Genomic DNA, 21834 nt, shown 5'->3' with positions numbered 1-21834 from the left:
AAATTATTGCTTGTTCTTAACTATCTCTGAAAAACAAAAACATGTTCCATTTTGATAAAAATTTTGGTCTTTTTGTTGGTGATTTAACTACTAATGAGTTTCACAAGCACTATGCTTTACAGATAAGTGTTTCTGAAAAACCTAATATGAATTTGGCCTCAAAAGATGGAACAGAAAAATCAGGGGATTCTTTTTTTGTTTCGTCTAGAGTTGAACATAAACTCTTAAGTCCAAAAACTCAACTAACCATTCTAATCAATCCTTTAAGTTCATTAGGACATCAACTCTATATAAACTATGGAGAATTGAACGTTTCAATACTTGAAACTGGTTTTAAAAATAAGTTGGTTAGTATCCTTTCCAAATTCAACACCTCCGAAATTAATTTTAAAGAGCTTTGTACATTAGTTACCGATACTTTAAATGAATATCAATGTTCTTGTAAAATTGAGAACCACTCAAATGACGATAGAATTATAAAAGCTTTGGAGTTTTTTGATGATAATTTCGAAAAAGTATACAGTTTAGAGGAAATTGCTGAAATCTGCTGTTTATCTCCTTCTCGTTTCCTTCATTTATTCAAAGAAAAAACAGGACTCAATTTTAGAAGGTATCAACTTTGGAATAAAATGATAAAGTCTTTACCATTTTTATCTGTAAACTCTATTACCGACACTGCCCACATGTTTGGATTTACTGATAGTTCTCATTACACAAGAACATTTAAAGAAACATTTGGACTAACCCCTAAATTTATGGTTCAAAAGAATAGCCAGTTTATACAAGTTTAAGTTTGCTCCTCTTACCAACTTTGCATTGTAATTAAATAACAAGCAAAAGGAAGTATGGACAATTATTTAAAGGAAACTAAAACTTTAAACTACTCTGACAATTCCATCCAAAAACTAATAAATGACCGTAATTGGAAACAATTAGATCCCGTAGAAAGAGTTAAAGCTATTTACAACTATGCTAGAGATGAAATAAAATTTGGATACAATATATCTGATGGTATCCCTGCAACCGAAGTTTTGAAAGATGGATACGGGCAATGTAACACGAAAGCTACCTTATTAATGGCACTTTTAAGAGCTACAGGAATCCCTAATAGAATTCACGGATTTACTATTGACAAAGCACTACAAAAAGGGGCTATTAGTGGAATTTGGTATACAATATCTCCTCAAAACATTTTACATAGCTGGGTAGAAATTTATATAAATGATACATGGTATTTTTTGGAAGGTGTTATTCTTGACAAGGAATATTTGAAAAGACTTCAAGAAAAAAACAACGACTGCAAAACTACATTTTGTGGTTATGGAGCCTATACCGATAACTTTGAAAATCCACCTATTGAATGGAATTTAAATAATACATTCATACAAGACAAAGGGATAAACCAAGATTTCGGACTCTTTGACACGCCTGATGAATTTTACGCTAAACACCAACAAAAGCTAGGCGCTTTTAAAAAGTTTATTTTCCGTAATATTGTTAGACAAAGTATGAACAAGAATGTTAATAAGATAAGAAACAATAAGTAAAATGTATCCTAAGTGCCTATACTTAAAACTTCCATACTACATTCTAAAATGAACTATACTATAAAAGTGTCATTTACTTTTGTTCCCTAATCACCAACAATTAATTTAAACGTAAGTATGAACGCAATTGAAATTATCTTATTAAACTTTTCAGAAACAAGAAGAAGAAGTATCAAGTTATGGGAAAATATTCCCACAGAATTTTTAAATTGGAAACCAGATCAAAAAGCTTTTTCTATTATTGAAATGATACGACACACTCTTGAAGGTGAGCATTTATTTCATACGATTATTAAAAACAGAGGTGATTTAGGTGATTATGTATCTCCTTGGAAAAATTTAGCGTACTCAGATTTAAAAAATGAGCTTAATTTTGCGGAGAAATATCGAAACAGTTTTATGGATATGATAAAAACACTTGATGAAACTGATTTAGAGAGCATACGAATAGAACGAAAAGAAGTGGGACAAAGCAAAAAGCTAGGAGATTATTTAAATCGAATTGCCTATCATGAATCAGTTCATACAGGACAACTGTTAGGATATTTAAGAACACTAGGAGTAAAACGAGCCCAAATATGGGATTAGAAAACTATAAAAGTTATCGAAGAATTAGAAAATCAGTTTAGTAAAATCGCTGCTATTTTAGGAGATAAATCTCGCTCTATCATCTTATGGAATTTATTAGATGGTAGAGCATATACTGCTACTGAATTGGCTGCAAGTGCCAATATTTCTTTACAATCGGCTAGTAATCATTTAAAAAAAATGACTTCAGCTAATCTTTTAACTGTAGAAAAACAAGGAAGACATCGATACTTTAAACTTGCCAACAATGAAGTAGCTCAGGTAATAGAATCCATGGCTAGTTTAATTTCCATAGACAAAGACTACAAAAAAATTAAGTCTCCTCAATTAAACGATTTTACGTATGCCAGAACTTGCTATGACCATTTAGCAGGCAAACTTGGGGTTAAATTAACAACGTCTTTATTAGACAACGAAATCATTAAAATTTCTGGGAAAGAGTATGCTGTTACCGAATTTGGAGAAGAATGGTTTCATAAAATCGGAGTAGACATCCATAGTATCCAACAGAAAAAACGCTCATTCGCTCACCAATGTTTAGATTGGAGTGAAAGGAAACACCATATTGCTGGAGCATTGGGCGCTTCACTTCTTGAACTCATGATTGAAAAAGACTGGATTCGTAAAAAAGCCAATTCTAGAGAAGTATTTATTACTTCGACAGGAAAAATAGAGCTAAAAAATAGATTGAATTTAGAAATATAAAACTGTTTTAAACTTACTCTCTGACAATCCTTTTTATTAAATAACACAAGATGTTATAGAATTATTTGATTTTCATAATTTCACCAAATGAAATTAAAAGAAACAATAGACGACTTTTACGCGCAACACAATCAAACTAATAAAACTAGAGGTCAGTTCAATATATACAAGCGTGAAGAATTTGCTTGTGATTCAACTTCACTCCCTACAAACAGAAGAGATTTTTACAAAATTTCGTTAATCTTAAATGGTGAAGGTACTATCTCTTCTGCCGGAAAATCTATAAACATAAAAGGCAATACTATAACTTTTATGAACCCTCTAATTCCATATTCTTGGGAGCCTACATCCACAAACCAAACAGGTTATTTTTGTCTTTTTACGGAAGATTTTGTAACCCAAAACCTCAAAAGTGAAAGCCTTTCACAATCACCATTATTTAAAGTGGGTGGGAATTTTGTTTTTTGCCCAGATGAAAAAAGTATAAATCTATTAGTCGGAATTTTTGAAAGCATATTCAGAGAAATACAGTCCGATTACCCCAATAAATATGATTTGATACGTAGTTATGTTCAAATTATTATGCACGAAGCATTAAGAATGCAACCTCCCGAAACTTTCTACAAACCAACTAACGCTTCTGAAAGAATTTGTTCTTTATTTATACAATTATTGGAAAGGCAGTTCCCTATTGACTCTCCTAATCAAATCATTAAATTAAAAAACGCCAACGAATTTGCAACCCAACTTAATGTTCATACAAATCACCTTAACCGATCATTAAAAAATATTACCGGAAAAACCACAAGTCAATGGATTTCTGAACGAACGATTAAAGAAGCAAAAGCGCTTTTACTGAATAGCGATTGGGATATTGCTGAAATAGGCTATTCTTTAGGTTTTGAGCATCCTTCAAACTTTAATATTTTTTTCAAAAATCAAACTGGAAGCACTCCTAATACTTTCCGTAAGACAGAGGTTTCCTTTTCATAACACATAGTTTGATTCACATAATCTAGACTGAGATCAAGATTCTAATTTTGCTTCATAAAATAAAAGATATGAAAGCAATACAATTAGAACAGTTTGGTATAGACCATTTAGAATTAGTAAACATTACTTTACCAACCATAAATGAAAACGAAGTATTGGTAAAAACCTCAGCAGTTTCACTTCAGTATTTAGATTTGATAATGGTAGAAGGAAACATAATGCCTAACTTAAATTTTCCTCATATACCTGTTTCAGAAGGTATGGGAATCGTTGAAGAAGTTGGAAAGAATGTAACTCGTTGGAAAAAAGGAGACCGCGTACTTATTCCTTTTATTCCTAGATGGGAAGCTGGGAAAATGACATCCTACAATAATGAACTTCGTACAGGAATGCAGTTACCAGGAACACTATCTGAATTTACCGTTCAACCAGAAAACACTTTAGTTTCTGCCCCTCGAAACCTTACCGACGAAGAATCTGCATCACTCTCTGTAGCAGGACTTACTGCTTGGTCTAATTTAGTATCATTAGCAAACATCAAAGCAGGACAAACAATTTTAATTCAAGGTAGCGGAGGAGTTTCGTTATTTGCCCTACAAATTGCTAAAACCTTTGGACTTAAAGTCATCGCCACCACAGGTAGTAAAGAAAAAGAAGCTAAGTTAAAAGCTTTAGGAGCTGATAAAGTTATCAACTACAATGAAATAAAAGAATGGAGCAGCGAGGTAATACGATTAAATGATGGAATCGGAGTCGATCTTACTTTAGATGTCGCAGGCAATCAAACTATTAAACAAAGTATCCTTTCCTGTAAAGAAAATGCTTATGTAGGTTTAGTGGGCTTTATGTCGGGAAGCGAAGCAAGCATCGATATTTTCCCTTTGATTATGAATTACATAAGACTTCAAGGGTATTCAGTTGGTAATGCACAAGAATTAACCGAATTGGTACACGCAATTGAAAAAAACAACCTAAAACCTGTGATTGATAGCGTTTTCCCTATAGAAAAAACTAAAGAAGCCTTCTTAAAATTAAAATCAGGGAAATCTTTCGGGAAAATTATCATCAAATTCTAAAAAATGAAAGTAAAACATATTATTACCCTTACCTTCTTACTACTCTGGAAGGTAAGCTTTTCACAACAAATAACTAATGGCTTTTCAATGCCTGAAAGTATAATTTCTAATGGTAAACGATTTTTTGTTTCCAATCAAGGTCAAGATTTTATCAAAAAAGATGCAGATGGTTTTATCAGTGAAATTTCAGCAGAAGGTACTATTTTAACTAAAAAGTTTCTCCCTTTAAAAGGTGTATTAAATGCCCCTAAAGGAATGGTTATTGTAAATAACATACTCTTTGTGGCTGATTTGGAGAGAATTGTTGGTTTTAATATAAACAATAGAAAAACTGTTTTTGAGCTTACAATTCCTGAAGCAATACTTTTAAACGACATCTGTCAACTAGAAAATGGTTTTATTGGAGTAACGGAAACCGTTTCTGGAAATATTTATAAAATAAACATCATTAAAAAAACATATACTATCATTGGAAACATTCCTACGGTTAATGGTATAGCATACAACCAAAAAACAAAAGAGTTATTGGTATGTAGTAATGGTAAAAATTATGGAGATGGTAGTGTTTATTTGAAATCTGAAATTTCAGAATTTAAAAAACTCCCTAACATTACCAATGGCTTTTTTGATGGTATCGAATGGATAGACAATGATCACTTATTAATCTCTGACTGGATAACTTTTCCAACAAATGGTTCTGGAAAACTTTGGATTTATGACCTTAAAAATCAACAAGCCAAATTCAAATTCACAGGAGAAAGTATTGCTGATATCTATTACGACCAAAAAAGTTCAAGCATATACATGCCTCAAATGTTTCATAACCGTGTACTAATCTCTGATTGGAAACAATTAAACAAAAAACAACAAAGTGTCAACAACCTATACAACTATGGTATTATTGACGGCTTTGTTGGCGGACTTTATCGCGGTACACTTCCTATTAAAAATTTAAAACTAAAAGGAGATTTTGGAATAGGAGCTCCAGATATGTTAAATGGTGAGATGACTCTGGTTAACGGAAAGGCTTACCAAACAAAGTCAACAGGAGAAACAACAGAACTGGATAATAGTCACCTAACCTCATTTGCTTCTGTTACATTCTTCAAGTTTGACACTACTTTTATTCAAACCTCATTAACTGATAAAAATAATTTATTGAGTACTATTAAAAACGTGCTGCCGAGTTCAAATAAAATGTATGCCATAAAAATTTCAGGTACGTTTGATTATATGAAAACAAGAGCCTTTTCTCCTGTTGAAAAAGAACCGTTTCCAAAATTGACAAACATGCTCAATCAACAACATTTTTTTGAGTATAAAAACACAGAAGGAACATTGGTTGGTTTTCTCTTACCTAATTATTTAGACGGTATTAACGTTAGTGGTTTTCATTTTCACTTTCTATCTAAGGACACAAAACAAGGCGGACATACTTTAGATTTTAAAGGAAATAACCTTAAAATTGAAATTGCTGTTTTAAAAACCTTTGAAATGGATACTCCAAACAATTCTGAATTTCAAAATTTTGAATTTCAAAAAAGAGAAAATGCAGCACTAAAAATAGTTGAACATGGTAAATAACACACCAAAAACTCTTTACTAATAGCTAGTTATAAATACAGTTTTGATACCTAATCAAAACTGTATTTACTTTTCTTTTATATTTACATTTAGCATGAAATTAGAGATAACAATTATTTCTGTTGAAAAATAGATTGAAATTAGAAGTTTAAAAATTGTTATTTTTAGCTAAATAAAATGTAATTGCTTTTTGGTTGCTAATGAAAACTCTCAAAACTTCGTACAACTAAAAAAAACGTGCTATAAATAATACATTTTGGTTAAAAAAACACAGTATAGATGATAAGTGTAGAAAACCTAGAATTAAAAAAACTCAATCAAGATGGTGTAAATACCCTAGTAGATTGGGCAAAAAATGAAGGATGGAATCCTGGAAAAAACGATTCTACCGTGTTTTGGAAAACTGATCCTGATGGTTTTTACGGATTTTATAATGATAAGGAATTAATCGCTGGTGGTGCTGTTGTTTCCTACAACCAAGAGTTTGGTTTTATGGGATTGTTCATTGTACGCCCTGATTTAAGAGAACAAGGAATTGGAAAGAAACTGTGGTATTTAAGAAGGGATCTTCTTATCAAAAGACTTGATAAGAATGCGTCTATAGGAATGGATGGTGTTGTTGCCATGCAGCCTTTTTATGAAAAAGGAGGCTTTAACATAGCCTTTCGAGATGAAAGATATGAGTGCATAGGTAAGAAAATGGATGTCAGTCCTAACATATCTCCTATTAAAACAGAAGATTTAGAAAAACTTTTTGAGTATGATATTGCTTGTTTTGGTTACAAAAGACAAGAGTTTTTAAAAAGTTGGTTTTCAATGCCACAAAGCAACACTTTTAAATATTCAGAAAATAATGAGGTTTTAGGCTACGCAGTTATTAGAAAGGTTGATAAAGGTTATAAAATAGGCCCTCTATTTGCTAACAACAATCAAATTGCCGAAGAATTGTATAAATCTTGTTTAAACACCGCTTCTGGAGATTCGGTATATCTCGATATTCCTACCATAAATACAAAAGCGGTTGATTTGGTGAACAAATACGACGCAAAATATGTTTTTGAATGTGCGAGAATGTATTATGGTCAAGCCCCTAAGGTAGCTATTGATAAAATATACGGAATTACAACCTTTGAGTTAGGTTAAAGCTAGTTAACAACGAAAAATCTTAATACAAATTAATATGAGCGAAAAAGACAAAATAAGACAATCAATTATAGATTTTGTAAAAGGTGGTGATGACAGCGATGTTGAACTTTTAGACAAAGTGTTACACAAAGATTTCAGAGTCACCAATAACGGGTTTATGGGGACTTCTGGAGTTACCGTTATTGATAAACAAGAGTATTTGAATAATATTCAAAATGGCATTTTTGGGGGGCTACCCAGAAAAATGGTTATCGAAGGAATTGACCATAGTGGAATTATCGCTTCTGTAAAACTGAGAATTGAAAGTGCTGAAAATAATTTTCTTTCTTACAACTCCCTCATTTTGGATATTGATAACAAATGGAAAATCGTCAATAATCTAGCAATTGTAAAAGCTAAAGAATGACAAAAATTGATCCTATCATAGCCGTTAAAGATGTAAACAAAAGCTCACAATGGTATCAAGCTGCTTTTGAGTGTAAAAGAACTCATGAAGGAGATAATTTTGCTGTACTGGTTGATAAAAACAATGAAGTTTTACTCTGTCTTCATGTATGGGGAGAACACGAACATCCTACGATGATAAATTCAGATATCACCCCTGGAAATGGGCTGATTCTCTATTTTAAAACAGACGACTTACTGGGAATTCGGCAAAATATTGAGAAAATGGGCTACCCTATTGAAGAGGATATTAACTTAAACCCTAATTCTATGAAAAAAGAATTCTCATTACGAGACCTCGACGGGTATTTTTGGATTATTACCGAATATCACAAATACGAAGGCTAATATCTCTAAGTAACAAAAGCTTACACTTAAAAACAAGAAGTTTTCATTTTCTAAGAACGGCATTGAAACAAGTAAATTTCAAAAAAAATAAATAAAAAAAGTAGTTTTATTTTTTTAGTTAGGATTCCTTACTATATTTGTACCGCAATAATGCATCAACTAAAAAATATTAAAAAAATGAACAAATCAATTTTCTATCACGCAGGATGTCCAGTTTGTGTAAGTGCAGAACAAGACATTGTTAGTTTAATCGGAGAGCAAAATGTTGAAATTGTAAACATTGGTGAAGACAAAGCTCGTATTTCAGAAGCTGAAAATGCTGGTGTACAATCGGTACCTGCTCTTGTTACCCCAAATGGTAATGCATTGCACATAAACTTTGGTGCTTCCATCTCAGACGTAAAAGGGTAAATCTTTATTTAAAGTAGTTAGGATTCCTATCTTAACTGCTTTAATAACTAAAACACAAAAAAATGAAATTAATATTATCTTCAGCAATACTACTACTAAGCATAACAACATTTTATGCACAAACCAATACGTATAAAAATGATGACTTTTCAATTAAGAAAGTCAACGTAACTCACAAAGCTAAATTAGGGGTAACTGTTTGGGAAATTACCGTTAAAGGAAAAGCAGGAAAAACCACTCCTACAAAAGCAGGAAAATTAGATGGTGCTCCTGTTTTAGGTTATGTTTTTCCAACAAACTTAAAACCTACTGATGTTGGCTTTAGCAACACTGAAGGAATTGTTGCACTTGCTTTGACTTCACATCCAGATTTTGATGATACTCCGCTATGGGATGAAAATAACGACAAAATCTATGATAATGATGGTATAATTTGGCATCCACATTGGGTAGTGCTTCATAAAGATGAAAGAGTTGCTGGTGGACTTTCTGTAAAACAGTTTAAAAAAGCAGATGAAACGGTAGTATTACCACCTACAAATCCGGGAATGCCAATGTATATGGACTCTCCAGGTTACCCAGTGACTACCAAAGAAAATAAAATCAAAGTAGTAGTTCCTGATTATAGAATAAACAACCGAACTGATTTTAACTACGATGGAGTAGCCGCTTTTATGAAAGTGAATACAAGTAACAAAGACCTTCCTATGTTAGGAGTTTATGAGGTATTTAGTGTTGCTAGCGGAAATTTATCATTACCTTATAAAGTTAAATAGATGAAAGTAGCAGTTTGGGACACCTATGTAAAAAGAGATGATGGTAAAATAATGCATTTTGATGTTCTTGTACCTAGTGATGTTAAAGAAGAAAACTTTGTGTTTGGTTTTGCTAAACAGTACCTTCAAAAAAAGCCTTTCAAAACCAATCAAATATCGTCTAACGAATGTAAGTTTTGTCATATTGAACAAGCTACACAAGAAATGCTAATCAACATTAAAGCAAATGGTTATTCAATAATTGAAATGGAAAACTGTAATTAAATTAATTAGGATTACTAACTTTGCCTGTCGACCTATTTCGACAGGCTTTTTTTATGAAGGACAGCACATTTAACCCAGAACAACAGCAAAAAGACATTTCAAGTAAAATTGTTGCAGGATTAGAACGCGTTTCTGAAGTATTTAAAATCTTATTGTGGGAAAAAGCAAAATTGGTGGGTTTGAGTCCTATTCAAATTCAAATCCTAATTTTTGTTGCTTTTCATAAAGACAATTTGTGTAATGTTAGCCATTTGGCTAAAGAGTTCAATGTTACAAAACCAACTATAAGTGATGCCATTCGAGTTTTGGATAAAAAAGGAATGATTGAAAAAGATTTTTCATCTTCAGATAATCGTAGTTATTCCATAAGAATTTCGGAACTTGGAAATGATATCATAGCACAAACCTATAACTTCTCAACTCCCTTAAAAAAACAAGTCGATAACTTGTCTCAACCTGAATTAGAAAGTTTATTTGGTACCTTAAGTCAGCTAATATTCAAGTTGCATCAAAGTGGTATCTTAAGCGTACAACGAACTTGCTATAGCTGTAAATTCTATCAAAAAAACCAAGAATCTGATTATTGTAATTTACTTCAACAAGAACTCTTACAACAAGATATCCGTTTAGATTGCCCTGAATATGAAGAAAAACCCAAAGGCTAATTCTATGAAAAAACTCCTTTACTTATTACTATTGATAAGTCTTTCTGTTCAATCTCAAAACATTTTATTTGTAGGGAATAGTTTAACCTACACTAACGATATGCCGAAAATGTTAGAGCAAATAGGCAAGCAAAACGATTTGAAAATCAAGACTACTAGTTTATGCTATCCTAACTATGCTATTATAGATCATATAAATGAAGGAAAACTTCAAAAATTACTTCAGAAAAAACAATTCGATTACGTCATTATTCAACAAGGTCCGTCCTCGCAGGAAGAAGGAAAAAGAATGTTGATCAATGATGGTGCTACCATCAAAGCTCTTTGTGAGCAGTACAATATTCAACTGGGGTATTTTATGGTATGGCCTTCAAAACATTACTATAATACCTTTGATAAAGTTATAGCCAATCATGAATTTGCTGCCAAACAAAATAACGCCTTGTTATTTCCTGTGGGAAAAATTTGGAAACAATATAACGAGCATGAAAGTAATACCTCTTCTTTGTATACTTCTGATAATTTTCATCCCTCAACGGCAGGAAGCTTTTTAGCTGCCTTAACTATTTTTCATCAATTACACCCTACAAAAAATATCCAGCAACTTCCGTTTAAGAAATACCAAAAATGGGTAGCTGATAAAGGCTCTTTTGATTTCCTAATACAACTCATTCAAAAGCAATAAATAGTTAAAATCTCCCCTACTCTTTACCTTTCAGTAAGAAAAATAACAATGTCTTAACAGACCGTTTACGCTCTCTTCACTCATAAAAACAATTAGTTTATAAATTTGATAGTTAATCAATTAACTATTTCTGTAGACTAGATTCTATAAGAATTTATATAACATCAAACTAATTTAACCCCCATGAGAAAAACTATTTTTTTTATCTGCTTCTTATTAGTAGGAAGCCTTATCAAATTACACGCACAGAGTGTAACCCCTTCAAAAACCACTTATGCTCCTAACGAAACTATCACTGTCAATTTTTCAAACGGTCCTGGCAATGCAAAAGACTGGATTGGTATTTACCATCAAGGAGATACTCCTGGCTTTGTAAGTTCTATTGATTGGTTGTATGTAAACGGACAAAAAAGCGCCACCAAAAAACTTAAAAATGGTACGGTTACCTTTTCAGCTGGTTTGCCAAATACAGGAACTTATAAAGTGTACCTATTACAGAATGACGGATACACGATATTAGCCTCTTCAAGTTTTACGGTAGACACAGAAACTCCAACCTGTACCCTTATTCCACAATCTGGATGGAGTTTACAGTATGTAGACAGTCAGGAAACATCAGGTGAAAACGGAGTCGCTACCAATGCCTTTGATGGCGACACGTCAACTATTTGGCATACCGAATGGAGTGCTAGTCAACCTACACACCCGCATGAAATTCAAATTAACTTAAACGGTATATACGATGTTTGTGAGCTAAAATACTTACCTCGTCAAACAGGAACCAACGGTACCATTGCCGATTATCAAATTTATGTAAGTGATACCCCTTCAAACTGGGGAACTGCGGTTGCAACAGGAACCTTTGCTTCCAACCAAATAGAAAAAACGGTTAGTTTTCCTAAAAAACAAGGACAATATGTGCGTTTAGTAGCCACTTCGGATATCAACGGTGGAAATTATACCTCAGCTGCGGAGATCAACATCAGCGGTACCTTAATTCAATCAGGAGCTCCAGTAGCTAATTTCACTTCAAACACTACTTCTATTATTTCAGGGCAACAAATTTCTTTTACAGATAGTTCTACGAACACTCCTACCTCTTGGAACTGGACATATGAAGGAGGAACCCCTGCTACGAGTACAGCTCAAAATCCGGTAGTAACCTATACTACCGAAGGAACGTATAATGTTACTTTAACTGCAAGCAATACTACGGGTAGCGACACCATTACTAAAACAGGTTATGTTACTGTTCGTAACACCAATAGCCTTAAAGTATTGCAATTTAATATTTGGCAAGAAGGAACTTCGGTCCCTAACGGAATGACCTATATTAGAGATGTCATTGCCAACGTAAATCCAGATATTGTATGTTTTAGCGAAGTAAGAAACTATACGGGCGATTGGACAACCAAAATTGTAAACAACCTTGCGGCTATTGGTTTAAACTACCACAGAGGGTATGCTTATGGTGATGTTTCTATCATTAGTAAATATCCAATTACTTCGTCTGGCACCAATCTTGGTGCGATTTCGGTTTTTGATGTAGATGTAAACGGACAAAGTGTTGTGGTAGCAACCGCACACTTAGATTATACGCATTACGCTAACTATCTTCCAAGAGGATACAACTGTGGAGGTTCTTCACCTTATAGCGGATGGAGTAAAATAGGAGCTGCCAATCAAGATCCACAACCCGTTACGGATCCTGCTATCATTGCAGAACAAAATTTAGGTTCACGAAGAGATGAGCAAATTGCTGCGTTTATCAATCATGTAAAAAATGAAACTCGTCCGGTTATTTTAGTGGGGGATTTTAACGAACCTTCGCACTTAGACTGGACAGCAAGACAAGCCAATATGTTTGACCACCACGGAGTGGTATTCCCTTGGCATACGACCAAAACTCTAGAGAATAATGGTTTTGTAGATGCTTTTAGAGAAGTATATCCTGATGAAGTTGCCAACCCTGGTATTACCTGGCCTTCTGTTGCTACAGGGGTTGGAAGCACTAGCTGGACACCAGAAGCTGACGAGAGAGATCGTATTGACTATATTTTTTACCGAGGTGCTACGCTTTCTGCAACCAGTGCTGCTCTTGTAGGGCCAAAAGCTTCGTATGTTAACAATGTATCGAGTACCGCAAACACGCAAAACGATACCTTTGAAGCTAATCAATTATCGTGGCCTTCAGACCATAAAGGGGTGAGTGCTGTAATTAACCTATCTGCAAATACTGCTGCTAGAATGTTTGAAACCACCGATACCACTTCACAAACCGATGATACTTTTAGCATATATCCTAACCCAACACAAGGGATGGTGAATATCAAGTGTGAAGACTGTGTTCCGTTTACCTATACAGTACGAAACTTTTTAGGACAAACCATTTTACAACAAACCGCTATACAAAACAATGCGGATATCAATTTAAAATCGGTGCCTAAAGGTTTGTATTTTGTTGATGTAAAAGCGAAAGAAAAAACAATTACCTATAAAATTATAAAAGAATAAAACACCCCCAAGAGTCTACTACAGAAATAGAAAAACATTGATACCACAAAATCCCAAGTTACTAGCTTGGGATTTTTTACTATATTTAGTTCTCAAAAAATGAAAAAGAATAAAATTGCTAAAAACTTCTGCTTATCCTGCCAAAAAAGGAGTATAACGGTAAGTTTATTCTGTATATAAACTAGTTGGCATTCATTTTAACAAACCAAATAATTAAAAATTAATGGCGAATTATGATTTTCAGAATCTTTTATCACCTCTAGATTTTGAACATCTAGTTAAAGATTTGCTATCTGCTGAATTGAAAATGGAATTTACAACATTTGCTTCGGGAAAAGACGGAGGTGTAGATCTACGATATTCAAAAAATGGAGATTCCAATATTGTTGTTCAATGCAAACGGGTTAAATATATCGGAAAGAAAACCCTAACCGAAGAAGCTGAAAAATTAAAAAAATTAAATCCTGATAAATATTATTTTGTAACATCTTCAGAATTAAGTGTCGCTAAAACTGACCAAATAAGAGAAATTTTTGAAGACTGGATTGACAGTGATGAATATATATACTCTAGAGAGAAGCTTAACACTTTAATTGACAAGCACAAAGATGTTCATCAAAAACATTATAAACTATGGCTTAATAGCTCAAACATTTTTAATTCATTAATTAACCAACATCTATTCGAAAGAGCAAAATCTTTAATAAATAGTATTACAAATTCATATAAATACTATGTTAGGAATGATAGCATCAAAGAGGCAATTAAAATTTTAAATGAAAGTCAATTTTTAATTATTAGTGGGATTCCAGGAATTGGTAAAACGACACTAGCTAAGCTATTGTTGTGGGAATATTTACAGAAAGATTTTGAGGTTATAGAAATAAGAAAAGTTATTGAGGGAGAACAAATCTTGATAGAAGAATCTGAAACAAAACAAGTATTTTATTTCGATGATTTTTTAGGTGAGAATTTCCTCAAATATGATGTCATTGAAGGGCGTTCCTACGATTTAGTTCAGTTTATTCAAAGAATAATGAATAATAAAAATAAGATTCTCATAATGACGACTAGAGAATATATCTTAAATCAAGCAAAGGAAAAATATGAAAAACTAGACACTTCAGAGTTAAATATATACAAGTACACATTAGATTTAAACAACTATACCAAAAGAATAAAAACGCTTATTTTATATAATCATTTATACTATTCAAAAATTAGTGATGAACACATTAAAAATATAATTCAATCAAAAGCATACAAAAGTATTATTAACCACAAAAATTATAGTCCTAGGATAATTGAACAAATGACAATCAAGCTTAATAAAGTTAAGCCAGATGTCTATTCTGAAACATTTATAGATAATCTCGATAACCCTTTTGGAATATGGGATAGAGCTTTCAAAGCCGAAATATCAGAAGGTTCAAAATATACTCTTTATATCCTTCTATCAATTGGTAGAGCTATATCACTTAACGATTTAAAAAAAGCTCTAAAATACTTTTTTAATCAATCAGCAAAAAAGCACTCTCTTGATTTTAGACCAATAGATTTTAAAAACTATTTAAAAGAACTAGAAGGTAGTTTTATAAAAATAGATATTACCGATAAATCAAAACATTATGTTGATTTTCAAAATCCATCAATAAAAGATTTTCTGATAAAAATAGTTAGGGCTAATGAAGATATTATTAAGATGATAATTAATTCTTCATACTTTTTTAATCAGCTAGTTTACACAATAAACTATTTATCAAAAAATATTAATCATAATAAAGAAGTAAAAAAATTAATAGCTTCTAATTTGATTGATAGATATAATCAACTGGAAAATTCAAGTAGTTTTTACAGCAGTTATGAGTACAAAAATGAAAGAAAGGATATTGATATTATAGATAATTTAAAGAATTACATTCTTGCTTATAAAAACAAACCTTTACGAAAGTTTTTAATAAAAAAGTTTGAAAAAATAGAGATTGAAAATCTCTATGCTCACGACGAAAAGAAATACATAGATTTTTACTCAGACTTTAAAAATGACATATCATTAAGCTTTAATTATATTATCAATAAACTATATAATAATATTAGCTGGTTAAGAAATATTAAAAATTTTCTATTACTTAAGAATATTTCGGATGTAGAATTTAAAGAGTTTGTAACCAAAAACATCGACTCTTTAGACGATAAATTTGTAAATGCAATAAAACAAGATATTGAGTTTACAGATTCAGAATCTTCTCTTGACGATTTAATTTTCGAATTAGATAACGAAATTGAAAGCTTATCTTTAATTTCTAAATACGATTATTCTTCATTAAAATTAGAAATTAAAGAAAAGATAGATTCTATTTCTATGAAAGATGATGAGGAAATTGAAGAACTAGATTCTGATATTGAAATTTCAGAAGAAGATATCGATGAGGAATTAGTTTTTGACGAAGAAGAATTTTTTAAAATTGAGATGTTTAAATAAAAACGAAATGCCAACAATGGCTATAAGTAATTGCTTGTTCTTACCTACTTCTGAAAATCCTCGCGGATTTTCAGTTTGGTGTGTACTTGCAAAGTTTCGTGTCAAACCACGCAACTACTCATAGCCGAGACCGTTGTAAATAATTTAAAAAAATGAAAACAGAAAAAATAATCGGAATTATATGGTTGATTTTTGGTCTTCTATATCTCTATCAAGGTTTTGGTTATTTACACCAATATTCGACACCTGGAATTTTATGGCTTGTAATGATTCCTATTATAATAGCTTACACGAAAATCATTTGTGGAATTTTAAGCTTACTAATCGGAATTAAATTTATAAAAAGAAAATCTGAAAACAATTATCTGATTTTACCATTGGCTTTTCTTCTAATAATATATTTGGCAATCGACATAATTCAATACGGAATTTCAACAATTTACTATTCTGGAGAAAATATATTATTGCTGATTTTGATTGTAATATCGTTCCATAAACTAAAAACCAAAATTGGAATTGCTACTCTGACTGAAAAACTAAAAGAAAATAAAATAAGTGTAATCGGAATTTTAACATTAGGGTTTTTACCTTATTTATTAGCTGAATTGACAACTTATGATTTTTATAAATTCTTGCACTGAAAGAAAAACACACTATTCACAACAATGTATAATCACACTCGAGATTGCTAACAACAGTTCTAAATCGATAAACAAAATAAACCAAACCGATAATTAACGGTTATACGTAATACTACTAAAAAACATTTTGAAGAACCCTCATAAAATAATAAAGTTTAATTCTGATTTTAAATTCAGAGAGTCAAACATATATTTATTATCAGAATTAAAACCAGCTGGAACTAAATTGATTTTAGAGCCTAAAACCGAATTAATAGAACTCTTAAAGTTGACATTATTTGATTTGCTTTTAAAACAAGTGCTGGTAATTAAAAAAATACTAAAGAAATCTCATCCTAGAGATCCGCATTTAAGAGAATATACAGTAGTTGAAACTGGAAAAAACTACTCGACATATAAACCAAACAGTTTCGAAAAGCATTTTACAGAGAAAATTGATGAGGATAGCTATTTTCAACTGAGGTCGTATTTAAGAGTCATATTTAAAGAAATACCATCCGAATACAAGTATAAAAAAGAGATTATTCATGATTTAAAAATCGATGAACTTTTTAAAAATAATTTGGTTTTAAATACTTTTTCTTGGCTTAAGACTAGTCAAAAGGGAAATGAATTAAAAACTGATATTACGGAATACTTAGGCAAAATAGATGAGAGTATAGGAGATTTAATTATTCAGGAACCTAATAAAGCGCTTGAATTAATACTATTCCTTCAAGGAAATATCTTCCTTCTTAAAAATTTAAACTTTGAACTTTTAGAGAAACTAAAATTAACTTCAACCGTATCTTCAAATAATAATGAATATTACTACGATTGGTTTGAAATTGACTTTATGTATGATTCTGACTTATCTTTTTCTGATATATCTGAAGTATTCGATTCAGTAGATGACTATTTTGACTTTAGCTCTGGAGGAGATTGGGATGTAAATTATGATTTCGATTAATTTTTTTGTGATAATAACATATATAAAATGCATTGATGAAAGAAGATAAAAGAATATCTGAAACAAAATTATTACTCGGAGTTGGAATCCTAATTCTGCTAATCGATATTTTTTTAATGGAATATTGGGTTAGTATAATCAAACCTTACCCTTCAATGTCTATAGGGCTCGAATCTCATAGAATCGAAATATTTGGAGTAAACATTCTAATTGGAGTTATTGTTTTCTTTATTAGAAAAAGACTTTCAATTTTATTCTTTATCAACTCAATCATTTGTTATTGGATATTTTCTTTTTTCTGGAATTTATGGATTGAAAACCATCCTTATTCAACAACAGAGTATACTTTTCAAATTGAAAACAGACACTTTAAGCTAGGAATTGATAAAAACCCTGACCATTTTAGTATTGACGAAATTATTTCAGAATCAAAAGATTCATTAATAACAATCGGGATGTATGAAAAAGAAGGAGACAGTTTAAAATTAACGAATATGCAAGAAACCATGTATTTTTATACGGACTATTTAATAGGATTTTCGATAAATTCAACTAAAATTGAACTAAAAAAATTGAATAAAAATAAACACTAATGATCCCTGACTTTTTAAAGAAATTTGAAACTGATTTAAAAAAATACGAACGAGAATTTATCCGAATAAAAGCAAAACCAAGAAAAGAAAGGCTTCTAGAAGACAATTTGGACTTGAAAGACAGTAAATTTCTTGGAAAACCATTTTTTCCAATTGACAAAGAGTACCCAAAAGATGAAAATGGAAAACCTATGGTGATGCTTGCTCAACTAAATTTTGAGCAAATTCCCGAACTAAAACCATTCCCTAAAAATGGGATTCTTCAACTATTCTTGTCAACAACAGATTGGTATGAAGAAGATTCAGCTATTGTTTATCATTCAGTTGAGGAGTTAAGCAAAGAACCTATGAATGATTTTTCATTCATTACTGAAAAAGATTATGAAGAAATGCCTGTTTATAAACTTCATGAACTATCATTTGAAAAAGGTATTGATAAAGGTGGTTCAGAAGATTCTCAATTCGATTATCTTTTTGATGGAAATGATTATTGGAATTTTACCGAAAACTTAAACGAGGAACAAGAGAAACTATTTGGAGAATATTTCAATGCAACGGGACATAAAATAGGCGGGTTTGCGGAATTTACCCAATCTGACCCCAGAGACTACAATGCTGACCAAAGAGATGACATACAAGTTTTGCAAATAGATGTTGATGAACATATAATGTTTGGAGATAGCGGACTTGGGCATATTTTTATTAGCAAAGAAAACCTGATTAAAAAAGATTTTTCGAAAGCCTATTTTTACTGGGATTGCTGTTAGAAATACACCACACAACAGTATATAACTACAAGTACTAAACTGAAAAAATGCAACTTAAACCCCATAACTGACGGTCTTTTTTGAGACTATTGAACTTCAATTCTAACTCAAACTAAAATGAAAAAGAAGATAATAATTATTTTAATTTTATTTATTCTAACAGGAATAATTAGTTGGAAATACTTTTCCTATAGGAATAGCTTATACGAACAGCCTTTTTATTTTGATTTATTCATAGCTCAATCACTTTTTGAAAAAAACGAGAAGTATCCTTGGATAAATTTTTGGGGTAATTCTTGGAATAAAGTTCCTAATAGTGAGAACAGACCTGTTAAATGGATTTATAACAAAAAAGAATTTGAAAAACTAGATTCAGTTTATTTAGGTTTTAAAAATATCTCAAAAGAAAAATTTTATTATGTGACTTGGGGAGAACCTAATTCAAGAATCAGAATTAATTATAAAATATTCAGGAATGGAAAAATAGACTCTATACCTTTCGATGGGTTTGGTTGTGGAACTGGAATATATATCACTCCATTAAAAGAGGGAAAAACTGCAGGGTCTAAATTTTTGAACCCCCTGATGTTCAATCCTTACAATAATTATAACTTGCCGATTAAAAATAAAAGCTTCCCTGATTTATTTAAAGAAATATATGGGGATTCGGTTGCTATAAATTTTGAACAAGCAACCTATAGCTTGCCTTGGAATAAAGTTCAATCTCAAATGATAATTTCACCTGAAATAATTGTTTCAACAGAAAAAATTATTGAAAGTTGGAAAAAAGGAGAGTATTTATCAAATAAAGAGTTTGAAGAGGAAAGAGAAGCTGGTTTTTATATTAAAGAAAATGGAGAATATAAATTAAGTTCACTTTATGAAAAGATAAAGACTGAATAATAAAATAATTTGCAAACAATGGCTATTAGCAATTGCTTGCCCTCTCCTATTTCTCAAAACCTTTTTAGTTCCTCCCATTTATATGTTTAACATATAACTACTCTTATACAAACTATCACAACAAGTTCTAAAAGAATACTTTTTAACCTAATCTCTCTAAAGAAATTATTTTCAAAAAAAAACGCAGTTGACTGCGTTTTTTAAGTATATTTGACAAAAAGATTCAGATGAACAATGATTTAGTTAGAGAAATGGGATATATCGCTTTAGCAACACGACTAAAGCGAATTAGTGATAAAATGACCCATAGTACGCGGTTAATGTATCGAAACTTAAATATTGATATAGAACCTAACTGGTATTTAGTTTTAATAATCGTAAAACAAAACCCAAACATTTCGGTAATGGGTATTGCTGAAAAATTAGGATTTACACATCAGTCAGTAATTACGATGACCAATAAAATGGTAAAAAAAGGCTATTTACAAGTTTCTAAAGACGAAAAAGACAAGAGAAAAACGGTTTTTAATTTAAACCAAAAGGCGGTCGAAATTCTACCCAAAATAGAACAAATATGGGGCTATGGTAAAGAAGTTATCTATGAGTTACTCAATGGAGATATCTCCATCATTCAACATTTAGAAGTATTAGAAACAAACCTCGAAAAAGCATCCTTTGGCGAAAGAATACTAGAAAAAAACAACTAACAATTCATATGAAAAAACACAACTACCAAATAAAAGTTGAATGGACAGGAAACGAAGGTAACGGAACCTTGAATTATAAGTCGTATAATAGGAACCATAAAATTATAGCACCCAGAAAATATGACGAAATAAAGGGTTCATCTGATCCTTCCTTTTTAGGAGATCAAACAAGATACAATCCAGAAGACCTTTTTTTATCTTCACTATCTGCTTGTCATATGCTTTGGTATTTGCATTTATGTTCAGTTCACAAAATAGTCGTAACTGACTATGTGGACAATGCTACTGGAATTATGGAAGAGACTGAAAACGGGAGTGGAAAATTTACGGAGGTCACCCTCAATCCAATCGTGAAAATCATTGACGAAAATATGATTAATAAAGCTAACGAATTGCACCATGAAGCAAATAAAATGTGTTTTATTGCTAATTCTTGTAACTTCAAAATAGGACATAACCCAAACACATTAGTGGGATAAAAACCAACTAGTAACAATGTATAACTGTAATTCCGAATGAATTTAACTGTGACCTTATTTATTCGGAATTATTATTGTTGGCATCAAACCAAAATTAAAGTATCTTTAATCCGCTAACTGAAGTTATATGAAATCGCTATCATAAAAAGAAAAAGTAACCTTATGAACATACCTATTTTAATAGCTAATATCTTAACCTTATTAGCTTTTCTAATCCATACTTTTATGGGTGACAAAGAATTGAAGATAATTGAACCCGAAGACAACCAAACGTATTTAAAACGAGAAAAATGGACCATGGCGAGAAGTGGTTGGCATTGGATTTCTTTTGATTTATTGTTTGCTTCTATTGGACTTGGACTTATCAATTTTACCGACTATTTGGAAAATGAAACACAGTTACTCCAACTATTAGCCATTTACTTTTTTGGATATGGAGTTGCTTGGTTGATTGGAATAACTATTTCTAAAAAATTTCCAAAGAACTATTTAAAATTAGGACAATGGATGTTGCTATGGCTAATAAGCGGACTCATTTATTGGGGAATACACTAAATAGCTACGCTA

At 31.4% G+C, this 21834-nt stretch carries 25 protein-coding genes; all 25 read left to right on the top strand.

Annotated elements, in window-relative coordinates:
* The first annotated feature begins 41 nt into the window (after positions 1-41).
* Positions 42-791, top strand: coding sequence for a helix-turn-helix domain-containing protein (locus ACQY6M_RS12275; protein ID WP_428742177.1), 750 nt, complete (start codon positions 42-44; stop codon positions 789-791).
* Positions 792-845: 54 nt separating this feature from the next.
* Entirely contained in the window at positions 846-1547 is a 702-nt protein-coding gene (locus ACQY6M_RS12270) for a transglutaminase-like domain-containing protein (protein WP_428742176.1), read from the top strand.
* 117 nt (positions 1548-1664) lie between these two features.
* The gene (locus tag ACQY6M_RS12265) at positions 1665-2135 is read left to right on the top strand and encodes a DinB family protein (RefSeq protein ID WP_428742175.1); all 471 of its coding nucleotides are present in this window, start codon (positions 1665-1667) and stop codon (positions 2133-2135) included.
* A gap of 6 nt (positions 2136-2141) precedes the next feature.
* Positions 2142-2840 (top strand): ArsR/SmtB family transcription factor, encoded by a 699-nt coding sequence (locus ACQY6M_RS12260; protein ID WP_428742526.1) that lies wholly within the window; start codon positions 2142-2144, stop codon positions 2838-2840.
* Positions 2841-2927: 87 nt separating this feature from the next.
* Positions 2928-3833, top strand: coding sequence for an AraC family transcriptional regulator (locus ACQY6M_RS12255; protein ID WP_428742174.1), 906 nt, complete (start codon positions 2928-2930; stop codon positions 3831-3833).
* A gap of 68 nt (positions 3834-3901) precedes the next feature.
* Positions 3902-4909, top strand: a complete 1008-nt coding sequence (locus ACQY6M_RS12250; RefSeq protein WP_428742173.1) for a zinc-dependent alcohol dehydrogenase family protein — start codon at positions 3902-3904, stop codon at positions 4907-4909.
* A gap of 3 nt (positions 4910-4912) precedes the next feature.
* Positions 4913-6493 carry an acetolactate decarboxylase gene (budA, locus tag ACQY6M_RS12245; protein WP_428742172.1) on the top strand — a complete coding sequence of 527 codons (1581 nt, stop codon included), beginning with the start codon at positions 4913-4915 and terminating at the stop codon, positions 6491-6493.
* 279 nt (positions 6494-6772) lie between these two features.
* Positions 6773-7636 carry a GNAT family N-acetyltransferase gene (locus ACQY6M_RS12240; RefSeq protein ID WP_428742171.1) on the top strand — a complete coding sequence of 288 codons (864 nt, stop codon included), beginning with the start codon at positions 6773-6775 and terminating at the stop codon, positions 7634-7636.
* A 37-nt stretch (positions 7637-7673) separates the two neighbouring features.
* Complete coding sequence (locus ACQY6M_RS12235; RefSeq protein WP_133537079.1) at positions 7674-8045, top strand: nuclear transport factor 2 family protein; 372 nt, start codon at positions 7674-7676, stop codon at positions 8043-8045.
* Positions 8042-8431 (top strand): VOC family protein, encoded by a 390-nt coding sequence (locus ACQY6M_RS12230; RefSeq protein WP_428742170.1) that lies wholly within the window; start codon positions 8042-8044, stop codon positions 8429-8431. The genes ACQY6M_RS12235 and ACQY6M_RS12230 overlap by 4 nt, the downstream gene beginning before the upstream one ends.
* A gap of 177 nt (positions 8432-8608) precedes the next feature.
* Positions 8609-8842 (top strand): thioredoxin family protein, encoded by a 234-nt coding sequence (locus ACQY6M_RS12225; protein ID WP_133537083.1) that lies wholly within the window; start codon positions 8609-8611, stop codon positions 8840-8842.
* A gap of 62 nt (positions 8843-8904) precedes the next feature.
* Positions 8905-9618: a hypothetical protein gene (locus tag ACQY6M_RS12220; protein WP_428742169.1), complete on the top strand. Its 714-nt coding sequence runs from the start codon at positions 8905-8907 to the stop codon at positions 9616-9618.
* On the top strand, positions 9619-9882 hold the full coding sequence (locus tag ACQY6M_RS12215; protein ID WP_133537087.1) for a DUF2024 family protein: 264 nt from the start codon (positions 9619-9621) through the stop codon (positions 9880-9882). It abuts the gene before it with no gap.
* Positions 9883-9935: 53 nt separating this feature from the next.
* Positions 9936-10547 carry a MarR family winged helix-turn-helix transcriptional regulator gene (locus ACQY6M_RS12210; protein ID WP_428742168.1) on the top strand — a complete coding sequence of 204 codons (612 nt, stop codon included), beginning with the start codon at positions 9936-9938 and terminating at the stop codon, positions 10545-10547.
* Between the two features lie 4 nt (positions 10548-10551).
* Positions 10552-11232, top strand: coding sequence for an SGNH/GDSL hydrolase family protein (locus ACQY6M_RS12205; RefSeq protein ID WP_428742167.1), 681 nt, complete (start codon positions 10552-10554; stop codon positions 11230-11232).
* Positions 11233-11415: 183 nt separating this feature from the next.
* Positions 11416-13746 carry a discoidin domain-containing protein gene (locus tag ACQY6M_RS12200; protein WP_428742166.1) on the top strand — a complete coding sequence of 777 codons (2331 nt, stop codon included), beginning with the start codon at positions 11416-11418 and terminating at the stop codon, positions 13744-13746.
* A gap of 223 nt (positions 13747-13969) precedes the next feature.
* Positions 13970-16228 (top strand): restriction endonuclease, encoded by a 2259-nt coding sequence (locus tag ACQY6M_RS12195; RefSeq protein ID WP_428742165.1) that lies wholly within the window; start codon positions 13970-13972, stop codon positions 16226-16228.
* A 152-nt stretch (positions 16229-16380) separates the two neighbouring features.
* Positions 16381-16869, top strand: a complete 489-nt coding sequence (locus ACQY6M_RS12190) for a hypothetical protein (RefSeq protein ID WP_428742164.1) — start codon at positions 16381-16383, stop codon at positions 16867-16869.
* 127 nt (positions 16870-16996) lie between these two features.
* The gene (locus tag ACQY6M_RS12185; protein ID WP_428742163.1) at positions 16997-17818 is read left to right on the top strand and encodes a hypothetical protein; all 822 of its coding nucleotides are present in this window, start codon (positions 16997-16999) and stop codon (positions 17816-17818) included.
* Between the two features lie 35 nt (positions 17819-17853).
* On the top strand, positions 17854-18411 hold the full coding sequence (locus tag ACQY6M_RS12180; protein WP_428742162.1) for a hypothetical protein: 558 nt from the start codon (positions 17854-17856) through the stop codon (positions 18409-18411).
* Entirely contained in the window at positions 18411-19178 is a 768-nt protein-coding gene (locus ACQY6M_RS12175; protein WP_428742161.1) for a YwqG family protein, read from the top strand. Before ACQY6M_RS12180 ends, ACQY6M_RS12175 begins: the two co-directional genes overlap by 1 nt.
* 117 nt (positions 19179-19295) lie before the next feature.
* A complete protein-coding gene (locus ACQY6M_RS12170; RefSeq protein ID WP_428742160.1) occupies positions 19296-20081 on the top strand; it encodes a hypothetical protein in 786 nt (261 codons plus the stop codon).
* 227 nt (positions 20082-20308) lie between these two features.
* Complete coding sequence (locus ACQY6M_RS12165) at positions 20309-20788, top strand: MarR family transcriptional regulator (protein ID WP_428742159.1); 480 nt, start codon at positions 20309-20311, stop codon at positions 20786-20788.
* An 8-nt stretch (positions 20789-20796) separates the two neighbouring features.
* Entirely contained in the window at positions 20797-21267 is a 471-nt protein-coding gene (locus tag ACQY6M_RS12160; protein WP_428742158.1) for an OsmC family protein, read from the top strand.
* A 162-nt stretch (positions 21268-21429) separates the two neighbouring features.
* Entirely contained in the window at positions 21430-21822 is a 393-nt protein-coding gene (locus ACQY6M_RS12155; protein ID WP_428742157.1) for a hypothetical protein, read from the top strand.
* Positions 21823-21834: the final 12 nt, after the last annotated feature.

This window comes from Tenacibaculum sp. (assembly GCF_050290165.1).
Lineage (GTDB): Bacteria > Bacteroidota > Bacteroidia > Flavobacteriales > Flavobacteriaceae > Polaribacter.
Note: the sequence above shows the minus strand (reverse complement) of the source record. Positions and strands in the feature narration are given on the sequence as shown.